The following is an 18,091-nucleotide window of genomic DNA, read 5'->3' as shown; positions in this document are numbered from 1 at the left end:
AAGCGCCTTTTGAAAATGCTTTAAGCATGAAAAGTAAAAACACCGCCCTGTGAGCGGTGTTTTTTTTTGTTAATTACAGCTTAATTTTACGGTTTGCCGCTTTCTTCATGGCGTTTTAGCCAGTCGCCACTGTAGATACGTGGTACACCTTCGAGCGGTAAGCGATAAAGGTATATCCACGCGCTACCATAAGGCGTCTGAATAAGTTCGCGCCGGTAATCCTTAGTATTACTTTTAAGTTCATCTAACTCATTCATAATAGATGAGTTAATCCGATAAACTTCACAATGCACAGTGCCGTCTCCGGGGATAACCGCCGGATAATGACCTAAGTTGTACATATCAAAGCCTTCAAGGTCATGTTCACCCAACCACTGGGCGTCCGTCATCCAATGACTATTACCTTGCTTGCGCCGTAAACTACCGTAGACAATAATTCGCATTGTTAGAACTCAAACTGATAAAGCACATCTAATGCCTGATCAATACCAGACACTGCTTCCAGATACAACCTTGGCATCAACCGATAACGTAATGTTAACGTCGCCAGCGAGTCAAATATACCCACACCGTATTTTACTTGCAGATCTTTGGTGACATAACCACTGACTACCACTTGTGAGCTATCACCGACTCCCTGCGTATCCAGTGCCAGATTACTGACACCAAATGCCTCGCCGATTTTACCCACAAGTTTACCGCTTTGCGCAACCCCCATACCAATAAGCATTGAGGTCATCATGCCACTGTCGGCCCCTGAATTACTCAACCCCTGACCACGCAGCAGGTAAGATAACGCTTCCTGCTGTGACATAGCCGGATCCGAGAACACTTCTAGCCGTGGAGCATCTGCCATCCCAGTAACCCGCACACCGGCAGTAACGCCGTCTGCTGTAGCCTCTGGATTTCGTATCGCTTCGATATTGAGTAACGGTTGATCCGGCGGGCCGGAGAACAGCAATATCCCTTTATTGACGATTAAATCCTGACCATAAGCGCGGAAGCTACCCGATGGAATATTAATTTGCCCGTTCAAGCCCAACCCGCGCTGATCCTGAATCATTTTCAAGTTACCCTGCAAACGGGCTTTCAAGCCAAATGCATTCAGGCGCACATCATTACCTACCCGAATCACCAGGTTACTGTTGATTGGAATACTGGCCGTCCGTGGGGAGATAGGTTTCAGATCGTTATTGAGCATCACTTCATCTGACGAGACACCTACCGCATTTTCAGGCACTTCTTGTACCGTTATCCGCGCCCATGGAATATCAACCGAACCATTGAGGGTGAACAACTGCGGTGTCGCTTCAAAAACAATGTCCGGTGAAACATCAATCCGTACCATTGGTGGGATCGTAACCCGCAACTTATTGCCTTTTGCGGCGATCCGAGCGCGCCAGGCATTAATATCACGCCAGTCGGCATCACCGGATAGATTGAGCTGCCCTTGAGACGTCCGAATTAACCCCTCTAGCGTTGAGGTCATACCGTCGAAATTCATCGCCAGACGCCCTTCGGTAATATCAAATGGCATCCAACTACCGTCAACATCGACATTATCCAGCGCCAAACGGCCAAAGACTAACGGGCTCTTCGCATTCCCCCCTAAACGCAGATTGGCATTTAATGTACCCGCGGCTTTTTCACCATCACTCAGTATCGGGTTAATCATTGCCAACGAAATATTACTGATAGCAATATTACCGGATAAATTGCGCCGCCCTTGTGGATCAGCAACCTGTACCTGCCCAGAGAACTGGCCGTTATTTACCAGTTTAATCAACCAGTCAGCCCGCACTTGCCCATTGGTCAGGCCACCATTGAGATTCAGCGTTTCAAAAGCAATCGGTAGCGGGTTACCTTGCACCACTTGCTGCACTTTGACCCCATTGCCACTGAGCGACACCCGTACATCTGGCAGGCTGCCACCGGCCTTCCAACTAACATCGGCCCGGCCAGTGAACACGCCACTCATGGTGGTATCCGGCCCAAGGAATGGTTTGAGCATCGCTAAATCAAAGCGATTAAGGACCACACTCGCCTGCCCGCTTGGGCCAGCTTCAATCGCCCGAGGAGCACAAAGTTCCGCATTCGGGTTAAGCCAACAATGAGGCCCGATGGTGACTCGCTGTAAGCTATTTTGGTAATCCAATGACATCGCGCGGCTTAGACGCCATTCACCTACCGGCGTATCGAAGCGAGTATTATTGAGCGAACCGCGCCAACGCTCTTGCTGACGATCGAAGCTGCCATCCAGTGCCAACTGACCAGAGACTGGCTCCCCTTGTATATTCAGGCGCAACTGATGCTGTTTCTCGCTACCACGGGCATCCAGTGTCAATAAACTGACGACCAGATCCGCTTGCTTCAGTTGTTCAACCCTGATTGCCAACTGCCCCTGGATTTGATCCGTTGAGCGAACATCGCCGTCAATCTTAATGCGGTTAATGGTCAGCTCCTGCCATTGCAGGCGGCTGGCGGTAAGATCAGCCAGCAGTTGCGGTGCTTTAAGGTTGCCGCGCAATTTCAGCGCGCCTTTCACTACCCCACCCAATCCCGGTAACGCGCCATCAAGTTGTGGCGCATCCACATTGGCATCGAGCTGCCAGGTGTCACTAAGGTCACCTTTCACATCTAATTTATTACGGCCTAATGCCAGATTAATGCCCGGAATATGCCACTGGCCTGCCGCATTCCCAGTCAGGGAGCCACGAGCCGTCACTCGGTTTTGTTTCACATTGCCGTCCAGCGCCAGCTCTGGCACCTGTAATTGCCAACTACCACCATGAATACTGCCACGGGTGACAATTTTACCGTCCAATTTTGCTGGCCACTCCGGCCACTGCTTCGCGGTGTTAATGCCCGATAAGGTTAATACCGAGTTCCAACTGATTGCTTTACTCCAATCCACTACACCAGTCAGATCAGTGTTACCTTGCAATGCCGCCAGGCGTAAACGGGTCAGATTGAATTGCTCGACATTCCCTTTACCGTCAAGGGTGAACACTGCCGGTGGCAAGTCAGTACCTTTAAAATCAGAACGGATCGAGAGTGCATAATCTGTCGCCTGCCCATTGAGGCGCATTTTGAGATTATCAATTTGATATTGAGGCTCACCACTCAATGGCCAACGCAGTTGCTTGCTTTGTAGAGTCAGCACCAGTGGCAAACCGGCCTGTGCCAGTGCAGTTTCTGCATCCAGTTGCGCGCTCACCGGGCCTGACAGATTGAGTGCCACATTGAGTTTTTCGCGCAGCGCACCACCGACGGTTAACTTCACTTTTTCGCCTTTCAGTGGCTCAATGTTCAGCGCGCTATTGATGACCATACTCACCGGCCAGTTATCGGTCAGCGTGGCGTTACCTTGCGCTGACAGCCCACCCTGGGGCGATTTAATCTCCAGCTTATCCAGTGTTATTTGGTTTTCTTGTGTGCTGGCTTGCAGCAAAAGGCTACTGATAACGACGTCGGTATCACCTGTCAGCCGGAGTTGTTGCCCTGAGATCTCTTTAATTTGTAAATCCAGCGGCAAACGGAAGTCCGGCAATTCGGGCAGTAGCGGTTTAGCAAACAGCGCTTTTAACGTTTCACCTAGCGGAGTTTCCTGCTCTGCTGGCGCTACCGCCTGTTGCTCAACCGCTTCTTTTACCGCAATAGCCGTTTCAACCGCAGGCTTAGCGGCATCCGGCACCATCGCAGGCACTGTTTTTGGTAGAGCTATCAATAACCCACTGATTTTGGTTGGCATTAATGCCAGTGCGCGCTGTTGCCAATGTGCACCGGTGCGCAATTCATCTAATGAAATCGCAGTGTCATCAATAGTGACTTTGACATTATTCAGCGACAGCATGCGTAATGTCATGGGGTACGGAGTACTAAGTTCCCCCATCGGTTCGGTGCTGGCAGGCGCTGGTGCCGCAGGCGGCATGGCGTTGGTATCCACCACCACATCAATATCTTGTGCCGTCAGTGCATTAATGCACAACTCACTGCGTTTTAGACAAGAGAGCTGTAATGAAAGATGGAACTGCCCTGCTTTAACAGTGACACCCGGCATTTGATATTGAATGCCTTTTAAGGTGAGGTCACGCCACCCCCCACTGACACTGGCGATATCCAGGCCGGGAACCCAACGTGCGGCACTGTTTATCACAAAATGTAGACCACTGGTGGTGCCTAACAAACCCGCCAAAGCCCCGACCAGCAGCAGGATAATGAGCAGAAATGCGATACTGAGTCTCTTTATCCAGCGCCCTCCCTTTACCAACATCATAGTTCAGGCCCCAAACCGATGTAAAATTGCACGCCACGTGCTTCGTTGTCACCAATAGGTTTGGCGATGTCTAGCTTGATCGGGCCGACCGGAGAAGCCCAGCGGACCCCAACCCCGGCACCGGTTTTGAAGTCACTCTTGCGAATATCATTAACCGCTTCACCCGAATCGACAAATACTGCGCCCCACCATCTGCCGGTAACGTTATATTGATATTCGAGCGTACCGGTCGCCAGTTTAGAGGCACCGGTTAATTTGCCTTCGCTATCGCGTGGGGAAATATCACGGAACTTATAGCCACGAATACTGCGATCTCCACCGGCGAAGAAGCGCAGTGACGGCGGTACCCGATCGAAATCATTGGTTTCAATCCAGCCCAAATTACCCCGCACCACAAAACGGTTCTTCTCACCCAAGGTACGAATCCACACGTTTTGCGCCTGGAGTATGGCAAAATCTACGTCAGACCCCCAGGTGGTATCAGAGACATCAATAGAATAATTCTGGCTATCACCCCACACCGGCATAGCGCCGCCGCGCTGACGGGTACGGCTGATATTCACCCCCGGATACAGCAGCATGGTGGTGTCGGTGACACTACCTTGAGTAAAGTGATCCAAACTCCAACGCAGGTTAACTGAGCGTTTCCAACCACTGGACAGATCCCAAAAACGGGCAACGTTCAACGTGGTGGTATCCGATTTTGTATCATTCAGATCGGTGCGTTTAAAGCCCCCTTGCAACAGGTAATACTGTTCCAGTGGATTTTTTAACAACGGAATGCGATAGCTGAAATCCAGCGTCTGTTCGGGCGCGGAAAGTGTGGTACTGGTGGTCAGACTATGCCCGTAGGAGTTCATCCACGGTTTACGCCAACTGGCCGTCAGACGTGGGCCAACATCGGTCGCATAACCGCCCCCCAATTCAACCGTATTTTCGGTACGTGGAGTGACGACCGCATCCAGTGGCAGGACTTTGGTTTTTCTCGCATCGCGAAAATCCGGTGAGACCACCACCGAGTTAAACCAGTTAGTCGCCGCCAAACGGCGGTTCAGCTCGGCCAGTTCATCAGAGGTATAAAAATCGCCCTCATGAAAAGGCACTAAATTTTGCAGGAAATCTTCACGGATTTGCGAGCCTTGGAAGACCACGTTACCAAACCGATAGCGTTCGCCACTGTCAAAATCGATATCCCAAAATGCTTTACGCAACTCAGCGGCAACACCCAACTGACTTTTGATCATATTGGCGTCAAAATAACCACGGCGCAGCGCTAACCCCGTCAGTGAACTTTTGAAATTATCAAAATCGCCATGATTGAGGACTGAGCCAATTTTAGGGGTATCGCGGCGTACCAATGACAGATAGTCAGGATCGGTTTTCGCCCCGCCTTGTAGCACAATATCAACACCAGCAATCAAAACCGGTTCACCAGGAACCACTTTGGCGATTAAAACGGAACGTGCCGGCGCCGGGCGCGGCTGCAAATCAAAGGTGATGGTGGGGTCGTAATAACCTAACGCGCGCAACCCCTGACGTATGGCTTCATCCACCCTTGAGCGGAAGCGGCCATCGGACGTCACTTCATCCGTACCAATTGTTGATAAACGCGCCCTGACGTTTCTCTCTAAATCCCCGCTAAGACCTTCGACCTGCAACCGCACATTGGCAGCGTAAGCGACAGGCGTGGCGAGCAATACGCACAAAAAACACAAAATAGGGTATCGTGGCACGCGTACTCCTAATTAATTTTATACCTGCCATCTTCCAAGTTGCAGGTGTATTGGCAGCTCTCATTACTCGGCCCATCATGGGGCCTCACATGCAGCGTTCAAATCGGATCTGGGCCGATTTACCGCCCGCATCACTTAACCGATAAAAGTGCATCGGGGTTATCTCCCTTGCCGCCTTCCCACACGTTGAAATCTATTGGGTATATTTCTCTGTAAAACCGATCTGACGGACTTTTTATCACTTACACAATCATTCCGCACTTAAAGACCGATTTAAGCCTGTTATCCCTAAAATTCTACCTTAAGCCGATACATTAACGCAGAATGGCTCTTATTGTGTGCAAACTCGCAATCAGATACAACTGTCTATACCTATTCACTGTAAACATCTTGTTATTAATTTACTGTAAACTTCAGATTCACTGTAAACATTGGAGCCTATTTTGGTGCAAAATTTTGACAAAACTACCGTTATTGATGCGGCGAATGCCTTGCCAGGGCGACTCACACCAATGCCGGTCGCAACTCTCCATGTGATGAATGGGCACTCTATGACACATGTCCCTGAGGGGATGGAGGTCGCCATCTTCGCCATGGGCTGTTTCTGGGGCGTCGAGCGCCTATTCTGGCAACAACCTGGCGTCTACAGTACTGCCGCAGGCTATTGCGGTGGCTTTACGCCGAATCCAACCTATCATGAAGTTTGTAGTGGCCGCACGGCCCATACCGAAGCCGTTCGTGTTGTCTTTGATCCAGCCATCATCAGTTATAAGCAACTATTGCAGATTTTCTGGGAAAATCACGATCCGGCTCAGGGAATGCGTCAGGGCGGGGATGTTGGAACACAATATCGTTCAGCTATTTACGTTTTAACCCCTGAACAGCAAACGCAGGCTCAAGAGAGCCAAGCCTTGTTCCAGCAAGCCATGGAGCAAGCCGGTGATCGCCGGGTAATTACCAGTGAAGTGGCGGTTGCACTGCCGTTTTATTATGCCGAGGATGACCACCAGCAATATTTGCACAAAAATCCACATGGATATTGTGGTCTTGGTGGTATTGGCGTTTGTATGCCGCCTAATTTGTAAGGCTGGCGGGTGCTCATCGCGGCGGGCATCCCCAATGGCGTGGAGTTGCAGATAGGCAGCAAGTAACCTTACCTTGCAAAATCTGGGGATGAGCTGAGTAACGAACAGCGCTGCAACTTAAAGTAAGACGGGTTATACTATTCGGGCTGTTCACACGGCCCGATGGCGGCTTTCTGCCGTTATCTTTAAACAGTATTTTTTAACTCAAACAAATGTATGGCCTTCCTTACGATCGCCGGCGCGATTGTCGGTACGACACGGACAGATTATGTTAAACAGTATTTTACTGATTCTTTTTTTAATCGCGGTGAGTGCCTTTTTCTCATTATCAGAGATTTCATTGGCAGCTTCGCGCAAGATTAAACTAAAACTTCTGGCGGATGACGGTGACATCAACGCCTTGCGGGTACTTAAATTACAAGAGACTCCGGGGATTTTCTTCACCGTGGTCCAGATTGGCCTGAATGCTGTCGCCATTCTGGGGGGTATCGTCGGTGATGCCGCGTTTTCTCCTTCCTTTAAATTGGTGTTTGAGCGTTTCATGTCACCAGAGCTTGCCGATCAGGTGAGTTTTATTTGCTCGTTTGTTCTGGTCACCAGCTTATTTATTCTATTTGCAGACTTAACCCCGAAACGCATCGGTATGATTTCACCTGAAGCGGTTGCCGTTCGGATCGTCAACCCGATGCGCTTCTGTCTGATGATTTGTCGCCCATTAGTTTGGTTCTTCAATGGGATGGCGAATTTAATCTTCCGCCTGTTCAAACTACCAATGGTGCGCAATGATGACATCACGTCAGATGATATCTATGCCGTCGTGGAAGCGGGGGCATTGGCTGGCGTGCTACGTAAGCAAGAACATGAATTGATCGAAAACGTGTTTGAACTGGAGTCACGTACCGTCCCTTCTTCAATGACCTCACGTGAAAGTGTGATTTATTTTGATCTGCGGGAAAGCGAAGACAGCATCAAAGAGAAGATTTCGACCCACCCACACTCTAAATTCCTGGTATGTGATGGCCATATCGATCAAGTTGTAGGTTATGTAGATTCTAAAGACTTGCTGAACCGAGTATTAGGCAACCAGAGTTTGGTACTGAGCAGTGGCGTACAAATTCGCTCGGCCCTGATTGTGCCAGACACATTGACACTCTCCGAGGCGCTGGAGAGCTTTAAAACCGCCGGTGAAGACTTTGCCGTTATCCTCAACGAATATGCTTTGGTGGTTGGTATCATTACCCTGAATGACGTGATGACCACGCTGATGGGGGATTTGGTCGGTCAGGGGCAAGAAGAGCAAATTGTTGCTCGTGATGAAAGTTCATGGCTGATTGAGGGCGGTACCCCGATTGAAGATGTCATGCGAGTGCTGCATATCGATGAGTTCCCGCAGTCTGGCAATTATGAAACCATCGGCGGCTTTATGATGTATATGCTGCGCAAAATTCCTAAGCGCACTGATTTCGTCAAATATGCCGGCTACAAGTTTGAAGTGGTCGATATCGATAGCTACAAAATCGATCAGCTGCTGGTAACTAAACTCAGTGACCTGCCAGCCCCCATCCTGCCAAAAGCCCCACACGAAAGCAGTGATGCCTGATGAAAGTTTAAATCAGTCATTATTTAAAACATTAGCGGCCCCAAAATAGGGGCCGCAATTAATTCTGTTCAGACTAATGTCATACCCAAAGCAATTATGTAAGAAGGGTATCAGCCTGCAAACGCATCACCTGACGATTAACCTCTGACATCACCTCAAAGTGGCGTTTATCCCTAACTTTCGGGATTAAAATCTTACCCTTGTCAAACTCAAAAGCCCCCATATCCTTGATATACAACCTCCCCCGGAAAAGCGTTTTGACATACATCGCCACTTTAGCCGGATTGTAACGTTGGAAGATCCTCATTGTTTTACTTCCCTCCCATGACATCAATACGCCCCCTCTTGCGCCTTAACGACCAAGATCACAGGTAACGTAATATAATTGCAGAGTAATAGACCTAGAGTATGGCGTTAAGTTCCGCCAAAACCAGTCATTACTGCTGGATTTACATAAAATTACAGAGTCATACAGAGATAATGAGACTTAATAGCAGAATAACCATCTAGTAAGTATAGGAAATAAATACTTTAGCGAAACAGGACAGACCTCTGATCTGCACCTATTATTGGAAAACTGATGCCCAAAAGGTTTCAAGATGCAGGAAAGAGCTAACAAACCTGCAATTTGAAAAATTACGGGCAACCCTGCATGCGGGGCTTAGTGCCCGATATTACCCATAAGATCCTACAAGGACATACCATGATAAAAAATAGCCTGCTTATACTGTCACTACTGCTCACACCGCTAATGGCCTGCGCTCACTCCCTGCAAATCAACCAGCGTGTACCGCCGGTGGGTGTCAGCGATAAAGGCGAATTAAATTATGATAAAACTACTGATCAGTTTAGCTACAAAAACTGGAATAGCTCGCAACTGCCCGGCAAAGTGCGTGTGATCCAACATATTGCTGGCCGCACCTCGGCAAAAGAGCTGAACGCCCCCTTAGTGGAAGCCATTAAGCACGCTAATCTGCCACACGAACATTACCAAACGACGACAATCGTCAATACTGATGACGCCATCATCGGTACAGCAGTGTTTGTACGTAACAGTATTGAAAGTAATAAGCGCGACTTTCCCTGGTCACAGTTTGTGGTCGATAGCGACGGGAATGTCAAAAAAGCCTGGGGTTTGGCGGAGAAAGGCTCTGCAATTGTGGTGTTAGACTCACAAGGGAATGTGAAATTTGCCAAAGATGGCGCATTGACACCGCAGGAAGTGCAGCAGGTGATTGATCAATTGCACCAATTGGTGAAACAGTAATCGCGCCTCAGACTTGAAGCGACTGGAATTTGTTGCGTGGCACACACCTGATTCAGGTGCGTGCCACCTACCGGTAACGACAAGCTCTTTGGCTATGCCGTTAGAATAACGACACTCTAAAACCGGGGTTCAGGAAAGATTCACGAGGGGTATAAGAGAGTGGTTTACCCTGCCAGTCGTTAACCAATGCTCCGGCTGCTATGGCTACCGCATGCCCAGCGGCGGTATCCCATACATTGGTCGGCCCAAAGCGCGGATACAGTTGTGCCTTCCCTTCCGCCACCAGACAAAACTTGAGTGACGAACCAACTGATACGGTCTGATGCTCACCTAACTGTGATAAATAGTCTTCCAGTTCAGCATCGCTGTGGGAACGGCTGACGACCACTAACGGCGGCAGTGCAGCACGTACTTGAATCTGCATCCGCCTGCCACACTCCTCTTTCCACGCCTGGCCGTTCTCAGCGCTGTACATCACTTCCGTCACCGGCGTGTATACCACGCCAAGCACAGGAACGCCTTGGTCAATCAACGCAATATTAACGGTAAACTCACCATTGCGGTTCAAAAACTCTTTAGTGCCATCCAGCGGATCAACCAGCCAGTAACGCTGCCAATGTTGGCGCACCGCCCAAACCGGAGGATCTTCTTCAGACAACAGTGGGATATCGGGAGTCAGTGCCGCCAATCCGGCTTTGATAATCTGGTGAGCGGCAAGGTCAGCCGCTGTCACTGGCGAATCATCTTTCTTATGGGTCACATCAAGGGGCTTCTCACCCTGATAGACCGCCATAATCGCCACGCCTGCGTCGCGGGCCAACTGGCAAATTTGCTCTAACATCATCCACCCCTTGGTATTATGAGTCGTGCCGGATACTGATAGTGGTTGTTTAAATTAATAGTGATTGTTTAGACCGATAGAGGCTCTTGTTACTCGTTCGCCATATATACAGTTTAGAACGCAAACGTAAAAATTAATTATCTATGTCTAATAGATTTCAAGATGAAGACAGCAAGCGCAACCCGCAGGCCTGCAAGTTGCAAGATAGCGGGTAGATGCTTTCAATCATCAGGGTTGCAGACTAATAAGATTCCTGGCAAATAGCCATCACTGTAGGTAACTGCCAATAAAATCAGTGGGATTAACCTGTCGCAACTGTGAACTTATGCGCGTTATCCCGTGGTCTTTTCTGCCAAACTTCACACTTTGTTGTAGCAATTAATTAAAGTTACATATTCTTTTGCGATACATGTCGAATAGATTTTAATGGAGAAAGCCATGATCACGCGTCCGCTGACGTTATCTCTTCTTGCCAGCCTGATTGCTGTCGCGACCTCAATGTCTGTAGCAACTGCTGCCACCATTGATTTGCGGGTATTGGAAACCACCGACCTGCACAGCAATATGATGGATTTTGATTACTACAAAGATAAACCTACTGAAAAGTTTGGTCTGGTGCGCACCGCAAGCCTGATTAGCGCAGCCCGCCAACAAGCGACTAACAGTGTACTGGTGGATAACGGTGACCTGATTCAAGGCAGTCCGCTTGGTGACTATATGGCAGCCAAAGGATTGAAAGCCGGAGAAATTCACCCGGTCTACAAAGCAATGAATACGCTGGATTATGCCGTGGGGAATATCGGTAACCATGAGTTTAACTATGGTCTGGACTATCTGAAGAAATCGCTGGCTGGCGCAAAATTCCCCTATGTGAATGCCAACGTGATTGATGTGAAAACCGGTAAGCCGCTGTTCCAGCCTTACCTGATTGTTGACACACCAGTGCAAGATCGTGAAGGTAAAACCCATAACTTGCGCATTGGTTATATTGGTTTTGTCCCGCCACAAGTGATGATATGGGATAAAGCGAACCTGAGCGGGAAAGTGACCGTTAACGACATCACCGAAACAGCCAAAAAATGGGTACCTGAAATGCGCAAGCAAGGTGCTGATTTGGTGGTGGCTATCCCGCACTCCGGGCTTTCCAGTGACCCTTATAAAACCATGGCGGAAAACTCAGTTTATTATCTCAGCCAGGTTCCGGGGATCGATGCCATCATGTTCGGTCACGCCCATGCCGTTTTCCCAAGTAAAGATTTTGCCGCCATCAAAGGTGCTGATATCGCTCAAGGCACCTTAAATGGTATTGCAGCAGTGATGCCGGGCCAGTGGGGTGATCACCTGGGGGTGGTTGATTTCGTCCTGAATAATGATAAAGGCCCATGGCAAGTTACTGAAGCCAAAGCTGAAGCGCGCCCGATCTACGATAAAACAGCACAAAAATCGCTGGCAATCGAAGATGCCAGTCTGGTGAAAGTGCTCGCAGCAGACCATCAGGGTACTCGTGATTTCGTCAGTCAGCCGATCGGCAAAGCATCGGACAATATGTACAGCTATCTGGCACTCATCCAAGATGACCCGACAGTGCAGATTGTGAACAATGCTCAACGCGCCTATACCGAACACTTTATTCAAGGCGACCCCGATTTAGCCAATCTGCCGGTGCTCTCTGCCGCCGCCCCCTTCAAAGCCGGTGGGCGTAAAAATGATCCCGCCAGTTTTGTTGAAGTGGAAAAAGGTGAACTGACCTTCCGTAATGCCGCCGATCTCTATCTGTATCCGAACACTCTGGTGGTGGTGAAAGCCAGTGGGGCGGAAGTTAAGCAATGGTTAGAGTGCTCTGCCGCACAATTTAATCAAATTGATGTGACCAACAGTAAGCCACAGTCGTTGATTAACTGGGATGGCTTCCGCACTTATAATTTTGATGTTATCGATGGCGTGAAATATGAAATCGATGTCAGTCAACCTGCGCGCTATGACGGCGAATGCGCACTGATCAACGATAAAACCGAACGGATTAAAAACCTGACATTTAATGGTAAACCTATCGATCCGAAAGCCACATTCCTGATTGCGACCAACAATTATCGGGCTTATAGCGGTAAATTTGCCGGTACGGGTGATAAGCATATTGCATTTGCGTCTCCTGATGAAAACCGGGCGGTACTGTCGGCTTACATCAGTGCTGAAACCAAGAAACACGGGCAAGTTACCCCACAGGCTGATAATAATTGGCGTCTGGCAACGATCGACAGTAAACAACCACTGAATATCCGCTTTGAAACGTCACCCAGTGCCAAAGCCGCTGAATTTATCAAGCAAAAAGCACAGTACCCGATGAAAGCACAAGGTACTGATGAAATTGGCTTTGCCGTTTATCAAATCGACTTACAGAACAAATAATCTCGGATAACAGCGCTTCAACGCGCTGTTACTTTTCACAAGTACCTCTTTGTGGTTATATCGCAATCTATAACATGTATTTATTATGCATGTTATAGATATTTAACTACTCAATGAGGTGTCATTATGGATTACCGCAATCAGTCTCTCGGTGCTCTGGCTATCGCTATCCCACGAGCCACAAAATTATTCCGTCATCACCAGCTCGATTTCTGCTGTGGTGGTAAACAGACTCTGCTACGGGCAGCCAATAAGCTGAACCTGGATATCGATGAGCTGGAAGCACAACTGAATGCCTTGCAATCCGAACCTCAGTCATCTGAAGATTGGCAACAGCAGCCGCTGGCTAATATCATCGATTTTATTATCAGCCGCTACCACAACCGCCATCGTGAGCAGTTACCGGAATTAATTCTGATGGCTGAAAAAGTTGAACGGGTACACGGCGAGAAACCGGCCTGTCCGCGTGGACTGGCGGTTGAACTTACTGCAATTTTAGAAGAACTAACCCAGCATATGTACAAAGAGGAGCAAATTCTGTTCCCAATGATAACCCGTGGTATGGGGTCTCAGGCTAGTGGGCCAATATTTGTGATGGAAGCAGAACACGATGCGGTCGGGCAGCAGCTAGAAGTGGTAAAACAGTTAACACAAAATGTCACCCCACCAGAAGGGGCCTGCAATACCTGGCGGGCACTCTACACCGGTATCAATGAATTCATAACTGATCTAATGGAACATATTCATCTGGAAAACAATTTGCTGTTTCCGCGTGCCCTAAAAGGCGAATAATCTCGCCATTGGTCATGACCGGCATCAATAAATGCAAAAGGGCGACATTACGCCGCCCTTTCTGGTTTCACCGCATACAGGAATTACAGAATTTCCAGCAGTTCCACTTCAAACATCAATGCGCTGAATGGTGGAATAGTTGCACCCGCGCCACGCTCACCATAAGCCAGGCCGTGCGGGATGTATAACTTCCACTTAGAACCTACTGGCATCATGGATAAGGCTTCAATCCAGCCAGGAATAACACCACTAACCGGGAATTCTGCTGGCTGGCCACGTTCAACTGAGCTATCAAATACCGTACCGTCAACCAGACGGCCTGTATAGTGCACACGAACACGGTCCTGGCGGGATGGGATCGGGCCATCACCTGCCTGCAACACGGAGAACTGTAAGCCAGACTCAGTGGTGGTCACATCATCACGCTTGGCATTTTCTTCTAAGAAGGTTTTGCCTTCTTCTACCAGAGCTTGCTGGCGCTCAACACGCACTTTATCAGCCTTTTCGTGCACTTCTTGTAGTGCGCGATGTATCACATCAACCGGGACGGTCGGTGCATTCCCTTCCATCGCGTCACGCAAACCTGCCAACAGTGCTTCTGGCAATAAACCTTCCAGCCCGGACTCTTGCAATTGCTGCCCGATTTGTAAACCAATTCCGTAGCTCGCTTGCGCTTCAACGCTATCAAAAGAAGGGGTTGTCATGGATTTTCCTTTAGTCACTCATCATATTGAAGCTGCCAGCATAACAGCAGCAGGGGAGCGCGGTAAAATCTTGCATCGTGAATGATGACTTTTGTCGAAGAAAAAGAAACAATGACGCCCTGTGCGTGGATCGCGTTAAATGGCTCAAGTCAGTGATTCGGGTAATTAAAAGCGGCCAACAAACCCGTAGTTTGAAAGGTAACGGGGATAAGGGTATATACTTAGAAGCCTATGGGGTTACCGCCCATATTTAATTTTATGTTGTTTTACGTTGTTGAAGAGAGGTCACCATGGGCAGAATCGCGCCCAGGAGAAGAAAGAATAATCGGGTTTATCAGCCACTGCTGCATACCTGGCTGACGATTAGGCAGAAGATCATGCCGGATCCTAAAGCTACCGATGAACAAAACCTGATGCCTGAAATCAGTGCGCCCGAGCATACAGCCTCTGCGGAGGACATTATTACTACTGAAGATAGCGTTTCTGCAAACGGTAATGTGCCACCTGAATCCGTGGCAAGCGCCACAGCAGAAAAAGGGATCAAAGGTCTGCTGCTGAAAATCTGGCATTTGCCGGACAGTTTCGAATGGATGGAACCTTTGCCTCTGTTCCATCGCCGCTGGGTTATTGTCGCCACCGCTGTATTGCTGCTGGCACTGCTGTGGCCCGCATCGCGGGATAACACCAACCTTTCCTTCCCAGTGAGCGCGCCGTCCACCAGCGTGCCGCTACAAGCCCAATTACAGGGTAATCTTGATGCTCCGCCACCTCCAACGGTGGCGGCTCCCGAACCACCTGCTTTGGCGCAGGGAAATTGGCAAAGTTATCAAATTCAATCAGGGAAAACGCTGGCACAGTTATTCCGTGATAATAATCTGCCGGTCAATGAAGTTTTTGCGATGGCACAGGTTGAAGGTAACGATAAACCATTGAGTAACCTGAAAGCTGGGCAAGAAGTCAAAATCATGTTGGATGCACAAGGCGTAGTCGCCGCGCTGGCCATTGAAACCACCAATAATACAGAAGTGCTGTTTACCCGACAGAGCGATGGCAGTTACCGCCGTGACCGTTAATCGCTGCCATCGATAACCACTTTTGACCTACCCCTTACCTTCTTTGATATTGTCACGTTGTCTCTCCCGAATTAGGTTGTTTTCTGGATGGTTGACGCCATCCACCATTGCTAACCACATTCGTATACCCAACAGATTTCAAGATGCAGCCAAGCGACAAGCGCATAGAACCCGATGAGCTTCCCCAAGAGTCATGACTGTCGCCAACACACCGGTAGCCTGAAAGATAGCGGGTAGAAATAGAGGGAGTGACTATGATATGAAATACAAATTACCTTTCTTAATGCTATTCACATCGTTTAATACCTTAGCTCAGTTGCATTGCCCACCAGTGGATACGATTAAACAGACTGGTGCAGTTTATAGTGCACCTGCGGCTGGTAATGAAGAATGGATTGGCATGTTACAAGGTACCCTTCCACCCAACAGTTCAGTTAAAAATTTTAGTGAAGCGCTGATCATCATTGATAGTGATAAAAACAACATCGTGGGACAAGGTGAGTTTCAGAAGTGTACCTATAACTTGCAGGCGCAAGGTAGGCAGATAGATATGTTCTACGGTAATAAGACTTGGTCAGTATCGATCAGTGGGCAACCACTCTGGGTATACCAACAAAATCCTTTTCTGGAAATTTACCAATGTTCAGGTGTTGCCGCCGAAGAGTGCAAGTTTGATATTTTAGCGCCGGGTTAAGTTTTTCGTATTGAGCCAACATGCAGATGACTATTTTCATCAATCACCAAATAGCAAAACGCCAGCACGAGGCTGGCGTTTTAGCAGGTTAACAGCAGCGTAACTTACGCTTCTGCAACCACGATCACGTTCAGTTTAGCGAACACGTCGCTGTGTACCTGGAAGTGAACTTCATGATCACCTGTGGTACGCAGAACGCCATTCGGCAAACGAACTTCGCTCTTGGTAACTTCAACGCCAGCCGCAGTTACTGCGTCAGCGATATCACGAGTACCGATAGAGCCGAACAGTTTGCCTTCATCGCCAGATTTAGAAGCGATGGTGACGCTGCCCAGTTCGTTAATTTTGGTTGCGCGAGCTTCAGCAGCAGCCAGAACGCCAGCCAATTTGGCTTCCAATTCTGCACGGCGTGCTTCAAAGAACTCTACGTTTTTCTTAGTTGCCGGAACAGCTTTACCTTGTGGAACCAGGAAGTTACGAGCATAGCCCGCTTTAACGTTCACTTGGTCACCCAGGCTGCCCAGGTTTGCTACTTTATCAAGCAGAATAACTTGCATTACCTTATCCTCTCAAAGTCGTTAATGGACAGTGGCCGATTACTGATGACGATCAGTGTACGGCAACAAAGACAGGTAGCGTGCGCGCTTGATACAACGGGCGAGCTGACGCTGGTATTTTGCGCGAGTACCGGTAATACGGCTCGGGACAATTTTACCACTTTCAGTGATATAGTTTTTCAGCGTAGCGATATCTTTATAATCAATCTCTACAACGCCTTCCGCGGTAAAACGGCAGAACTTGCGACGACGGAAATAACGTGCCATTTGGCTAGTCTCCAGAATCTATAAATTCAATCTGCTCGGCATGCAGAACCAATTTGTTCAGCCCATTGCGACCTTGATGGCAGCTAATGAAGCCTTCAACGGTTAACTGACTGCCGACCGTTATACTGTGAGTTAATGCTTGTGACTTTTGTCCGCTGACAATAACCGGCATTCTGCACCATGTTTGTCGGCTAAATCCGGCTTCCTGCTGTGTTGATCGGTGCTCAAGCACAAATTGACAATGCGGAATCCCAGAAGGACTTACTTTTCGCACTGGCGTCTTGCACACTGTGCCAGAAAGTACCAGACGATTAGTGGTCACCACAGCAATTACTCTTCAGAATCCCCAGCTTCAGAATCATCATTGGCTTCTGACGCGAAGTCGTGACGCTCACGGCGTTCGTCTTTCGCTTTAACCATTGGTGATGCTTCAGTTACCGCGTGTTTAACGCGCATAACCATGCTACGGATAACGGCGTCGTTGAAGCGGAAGTTTGTTTCCAGCTCATCGATCGCTTCCTGCGGGGCTTCAACGTTCAGCAGAACGTAGTGAGCTTTGTGCAGTTTATTGATCGGGTAAGCCAGTTGACGGCGGCCCCAGTCTTCCAGACGGTGGATCGTACCAGCAGCATTAGTGATAGTTGCACTATAGCGCTCGATCATGCCCGGAACCTGTTCGCTTTGGTCAGGATGGACCATAAAAACGATTTCGTAATGACGCATCGATTATTGCTCCTTACGGATTATTCAGCCTCCTGATAGGGTCAACCGCGGCCCATGGAGGCAAGGAACGTGT

Annotated in this window: 17 protein-coding genes; 7 read left to right on the top strand and 10 right to left on the bottom strand. The window is 48.8% G+C overall.

What is annotated here, in order from left to right; genetic code table 11:
* Positions 1-86 precede the first annotated feature (86 nt).
* Genes A6J67_RS05630 through tamA form a run of 3 tightly spaced genes read right to left on the bottom strand, consistent with a single transcriptional unit; the run spans position 87 to position 6,009 of the window.
* Complete coding sequence (locus tag A6J67_RS05630) at positions 87-443, bottom strand: gamma-glutamylcyclotransferase (protein WP_005186390.1); 357 nt, start codon at positions 441-443, stop codon at positions 87-89.
* Between the two features lie 2 nt (positions 444-445).
* The gene (gene tamB, locus A6J67_RS05625; protein ID WP_146109651.1) at positions 446-4,273 is read right to left on the bottom strand and encodes an autotransporter assembly complex protein TamB; all 3,828 of its coding nucleotides are present in this window, start codon (positions 4,271-4,273) and stop codon (positions 446-448) included.
* Positions 4,273-6,009: an autotransporter assembly complex protein TamA gene (tamA, locus tag A6J67_RS05620; protein WP_042568686.1), complete on the bottom strand. Its 1,737-nt coding sequence runs from the start codon at positions 6,007-6,009 to the stop codon at positions 4,273-4,275. The genes tamB and tamA overlap by 1 nt, the downstream gene beginning before the upstream one ends.
* Positions 6,010-6,455: 446 nt before the next feature.
* On the opposite strand from tamA, the gene msrA reads away from it, so the two are divergent.
* Both msrA and A6J67_RS05610 read left to right on the top strand, forming a co-directional pair.
* Complete coding sequence (gene msrA / locus A6J67_RS05615; protein WP_074010383.1) at positions 6,456-7,094, top strand: peptide-methionine (S)-S-oxide reductase MsrA; 639 nt, start codon at positions 6,456-6,458, stop codon at positions 7,092-7,094.
* Between the two features lie 268 nt (positions 7,095-7,362).
* On the top strand, positions 7,363-8,694 hold the full coding sequence (locus tag A6J67_RS05610; RefSeq protein WP_005186376.1) for a hemolysin family protein: 1,332 nt from the start codon (positions 7,363-7,365) through the stop codon (positions 8,692-8,694).
* Positions 8,695-8,788: 94 nt separating this feature from the next.
* Here A6J67_RS05610 and A6J67_RS05605 read toward each other — a convergent pair whose 3' ends face one another.
* Complete coding sequence (locus A6J67_RS05605; RefSeq protein ID WP_032906682.1) at positions 8,789-9,001, bottom strand: DUF1107 domain-containing protein; 213 nt, start codon at positions 8,999-9,001, stop codon at positions 8,789-8,791.
* A 396-nt stretch (positions 9,002-9,397) separates the two neighbouring features.
* On the opposite strand from A6J67_RS05605, the gene A6J67_RS05600 reads away from it, so the two are divergent.
* On the top strand, positions 9,398-9,961 hold the full coding sequence (locus A6J67_RS05600) for a YtfJ family protein (protein ID WP_050297153.1): 564 nt from the start codon (positions 9,398-9,400) through the stop codon (positions 9,959-9,961).
* A 100-nt stretch (positions 9,962-10,061) separates the two neighbouring features.
* Here A6J67_RS05600 and cysQ read toward each other — a convergent pair whose 3' ends face one another.
* Entirely contained in the window at positions 10,062-10,802 is a 741-nt protein-coding gene (cysQ, locus tag A6J67_RS05595; RefSeq protein ID WP_032906630.1) for a 3'(2'),5'-bisphosphate nucleotidase CysQ, read from the bottom strand.
* Between the two features lie 426 nt (positions 10,803-11,228).
* On the opposite strand from cysQ, the gene A6J67_RS05590 reads away from it, so the two are divergent.
* Together A6J67_RS05590 and ytfE are read left to right on the top strand one after the other, a co-directional pair.
* Entirely contained in the window at positions 11,229-13,208 is a 1,980-nt protein-coding gene (locus A6J67_RS05590; RefSeq protein WP_050297151.1) for a bifunctional 2',3'-cyclic-nucleotide 2'-phosphodiesterase/3'-nucleotidase, read from the top strand.
* A 126-nt stretch (positions 13,209-13,334) separates the two neighbouring features.
* A complete protein-coding gene (gene ytfE / locus A6J67_RS05585; RefSeq protein ID WP_005186359.1) occupies positions 13,335-14,000 on the top strand; it encodes an iron-sulfur cluster repair protein YtfE in 666 nt (221 codons plus the stop codon).
* A gap of 83 nt (positions 14,001-14,083) precedes the next feature.
* Here the strand turns inward: ytfE and A6J67_RS05580 are convergent, their stop codons facing one another.
* Positions 14,084-14,704 (bottom strand): peptidylprolyl isomerase, encoded by a 621-nt coding sequence (locus A6J67_RS05580; protein ID WP_032906628.1) that lies wholly within the window; start codon positions 14,702-14,704, stop codon positions 14,084-14,086.
* Between the two features lie 290 nt (positions 14,705-14,994).
* Here A6J67_RS05580 and A6J67_RS05575 point away from each other — a divergent pair, with 290 nt between their 5' ends.
* Entirely contained in the window at positions 14,995-15,777 is a 783-nt protein-coding gene (locus tag A6J67_RS05575; RefSeq protein WP_080608067.1) for a LysM-like peptidoglycan-binding domain-containing protein, read from the top strand.
* 259 nt (positions 15,778-16,036) lie between these two features.
* Positions 16,037-16,471, top strand: coding sequence for a DUF3757 domain-containing protein (locus A6J67_RS05570; RefSeq protein WP_042568689.1), 435 nt, complete (start codon positions 16,037-16,039; stop codon positions 16,469-16,471).
* A 104-nt stretch (positions 16,472-16,575) separates the two neighbouring features.
* Here A6J67_RS05570 and rplI read toward each other — a convergent pair whose 3' ends face one another.
* The 4 genes from rplI to rpsF are packed head-to-tail and all read right to left on the bottom strand — an operon-like array spanning position 16,576 to position 18,018.
* The gene (rplI, locus tag A6J67_RS05565; protein ID WP_005186343.1) at positions 16,576-17,028 is read right to left on the bottom strand and encodes a 50S ribosomal protein L9; all 453 of its coding nucleotides are present in this window, start codon (positions 17,026-17,028) and stop codon (positions 16,576-16,578) included.
* Between the two features lie 39 nt (positions 17,029-17,067).
* Positions 17,068-17,295, bottom strand: a complete 228-nt coding sequence (rpsR, locus tag A6J67_RS05560; RefSeq protein ID WP_002210155.1) for a 30S ribosomal protein S18 — start codon at positions 17,293-17,295, stop codon at positions 17,068-17,070.
* A gap of 4 nt (positions 17,296-17,299) precedes the next feature.
* On the bottom strand, positions 17,300-17,620 hold the full coding sequence (gene priB / locus A6J67_RS05555) for a primosomal replication protein N (RefSeq protein WP_049613473.1): 321 nt from the start codon (positions 17,618-17,620) through the stop codon (positions 17,300-17,302).
* A 5-nt stretch (positions 17,621-17,625) separates the two neighbouring features.
* Positions 17,626-18,018, bottom strand: coding sequence for a 30S ribosomal protein S6 (rpsF, locus tag A6J67_RS05550; protein WP_002210153.1), 393 nt, complete (start codon positions 18,016-18,018; stop codon positions 17,626-17,628).
* Between the last annotated feature and the right edge of the window lie 73 nt (positions 18,019-18,091).

The organism is Yersinia sp. FDAARGOS_228 (genome assembly GCF_002073315.2).
Lineage (GTDB): Bacteria > Pseudomonadota > Gammaproteobacteria > Enterobacterales > Enterobacteriaceae > Yersinia > Yersinia intermedia.
This window is presented reverse-complemented; position numbering and strand designations above follow the sequence as displayed.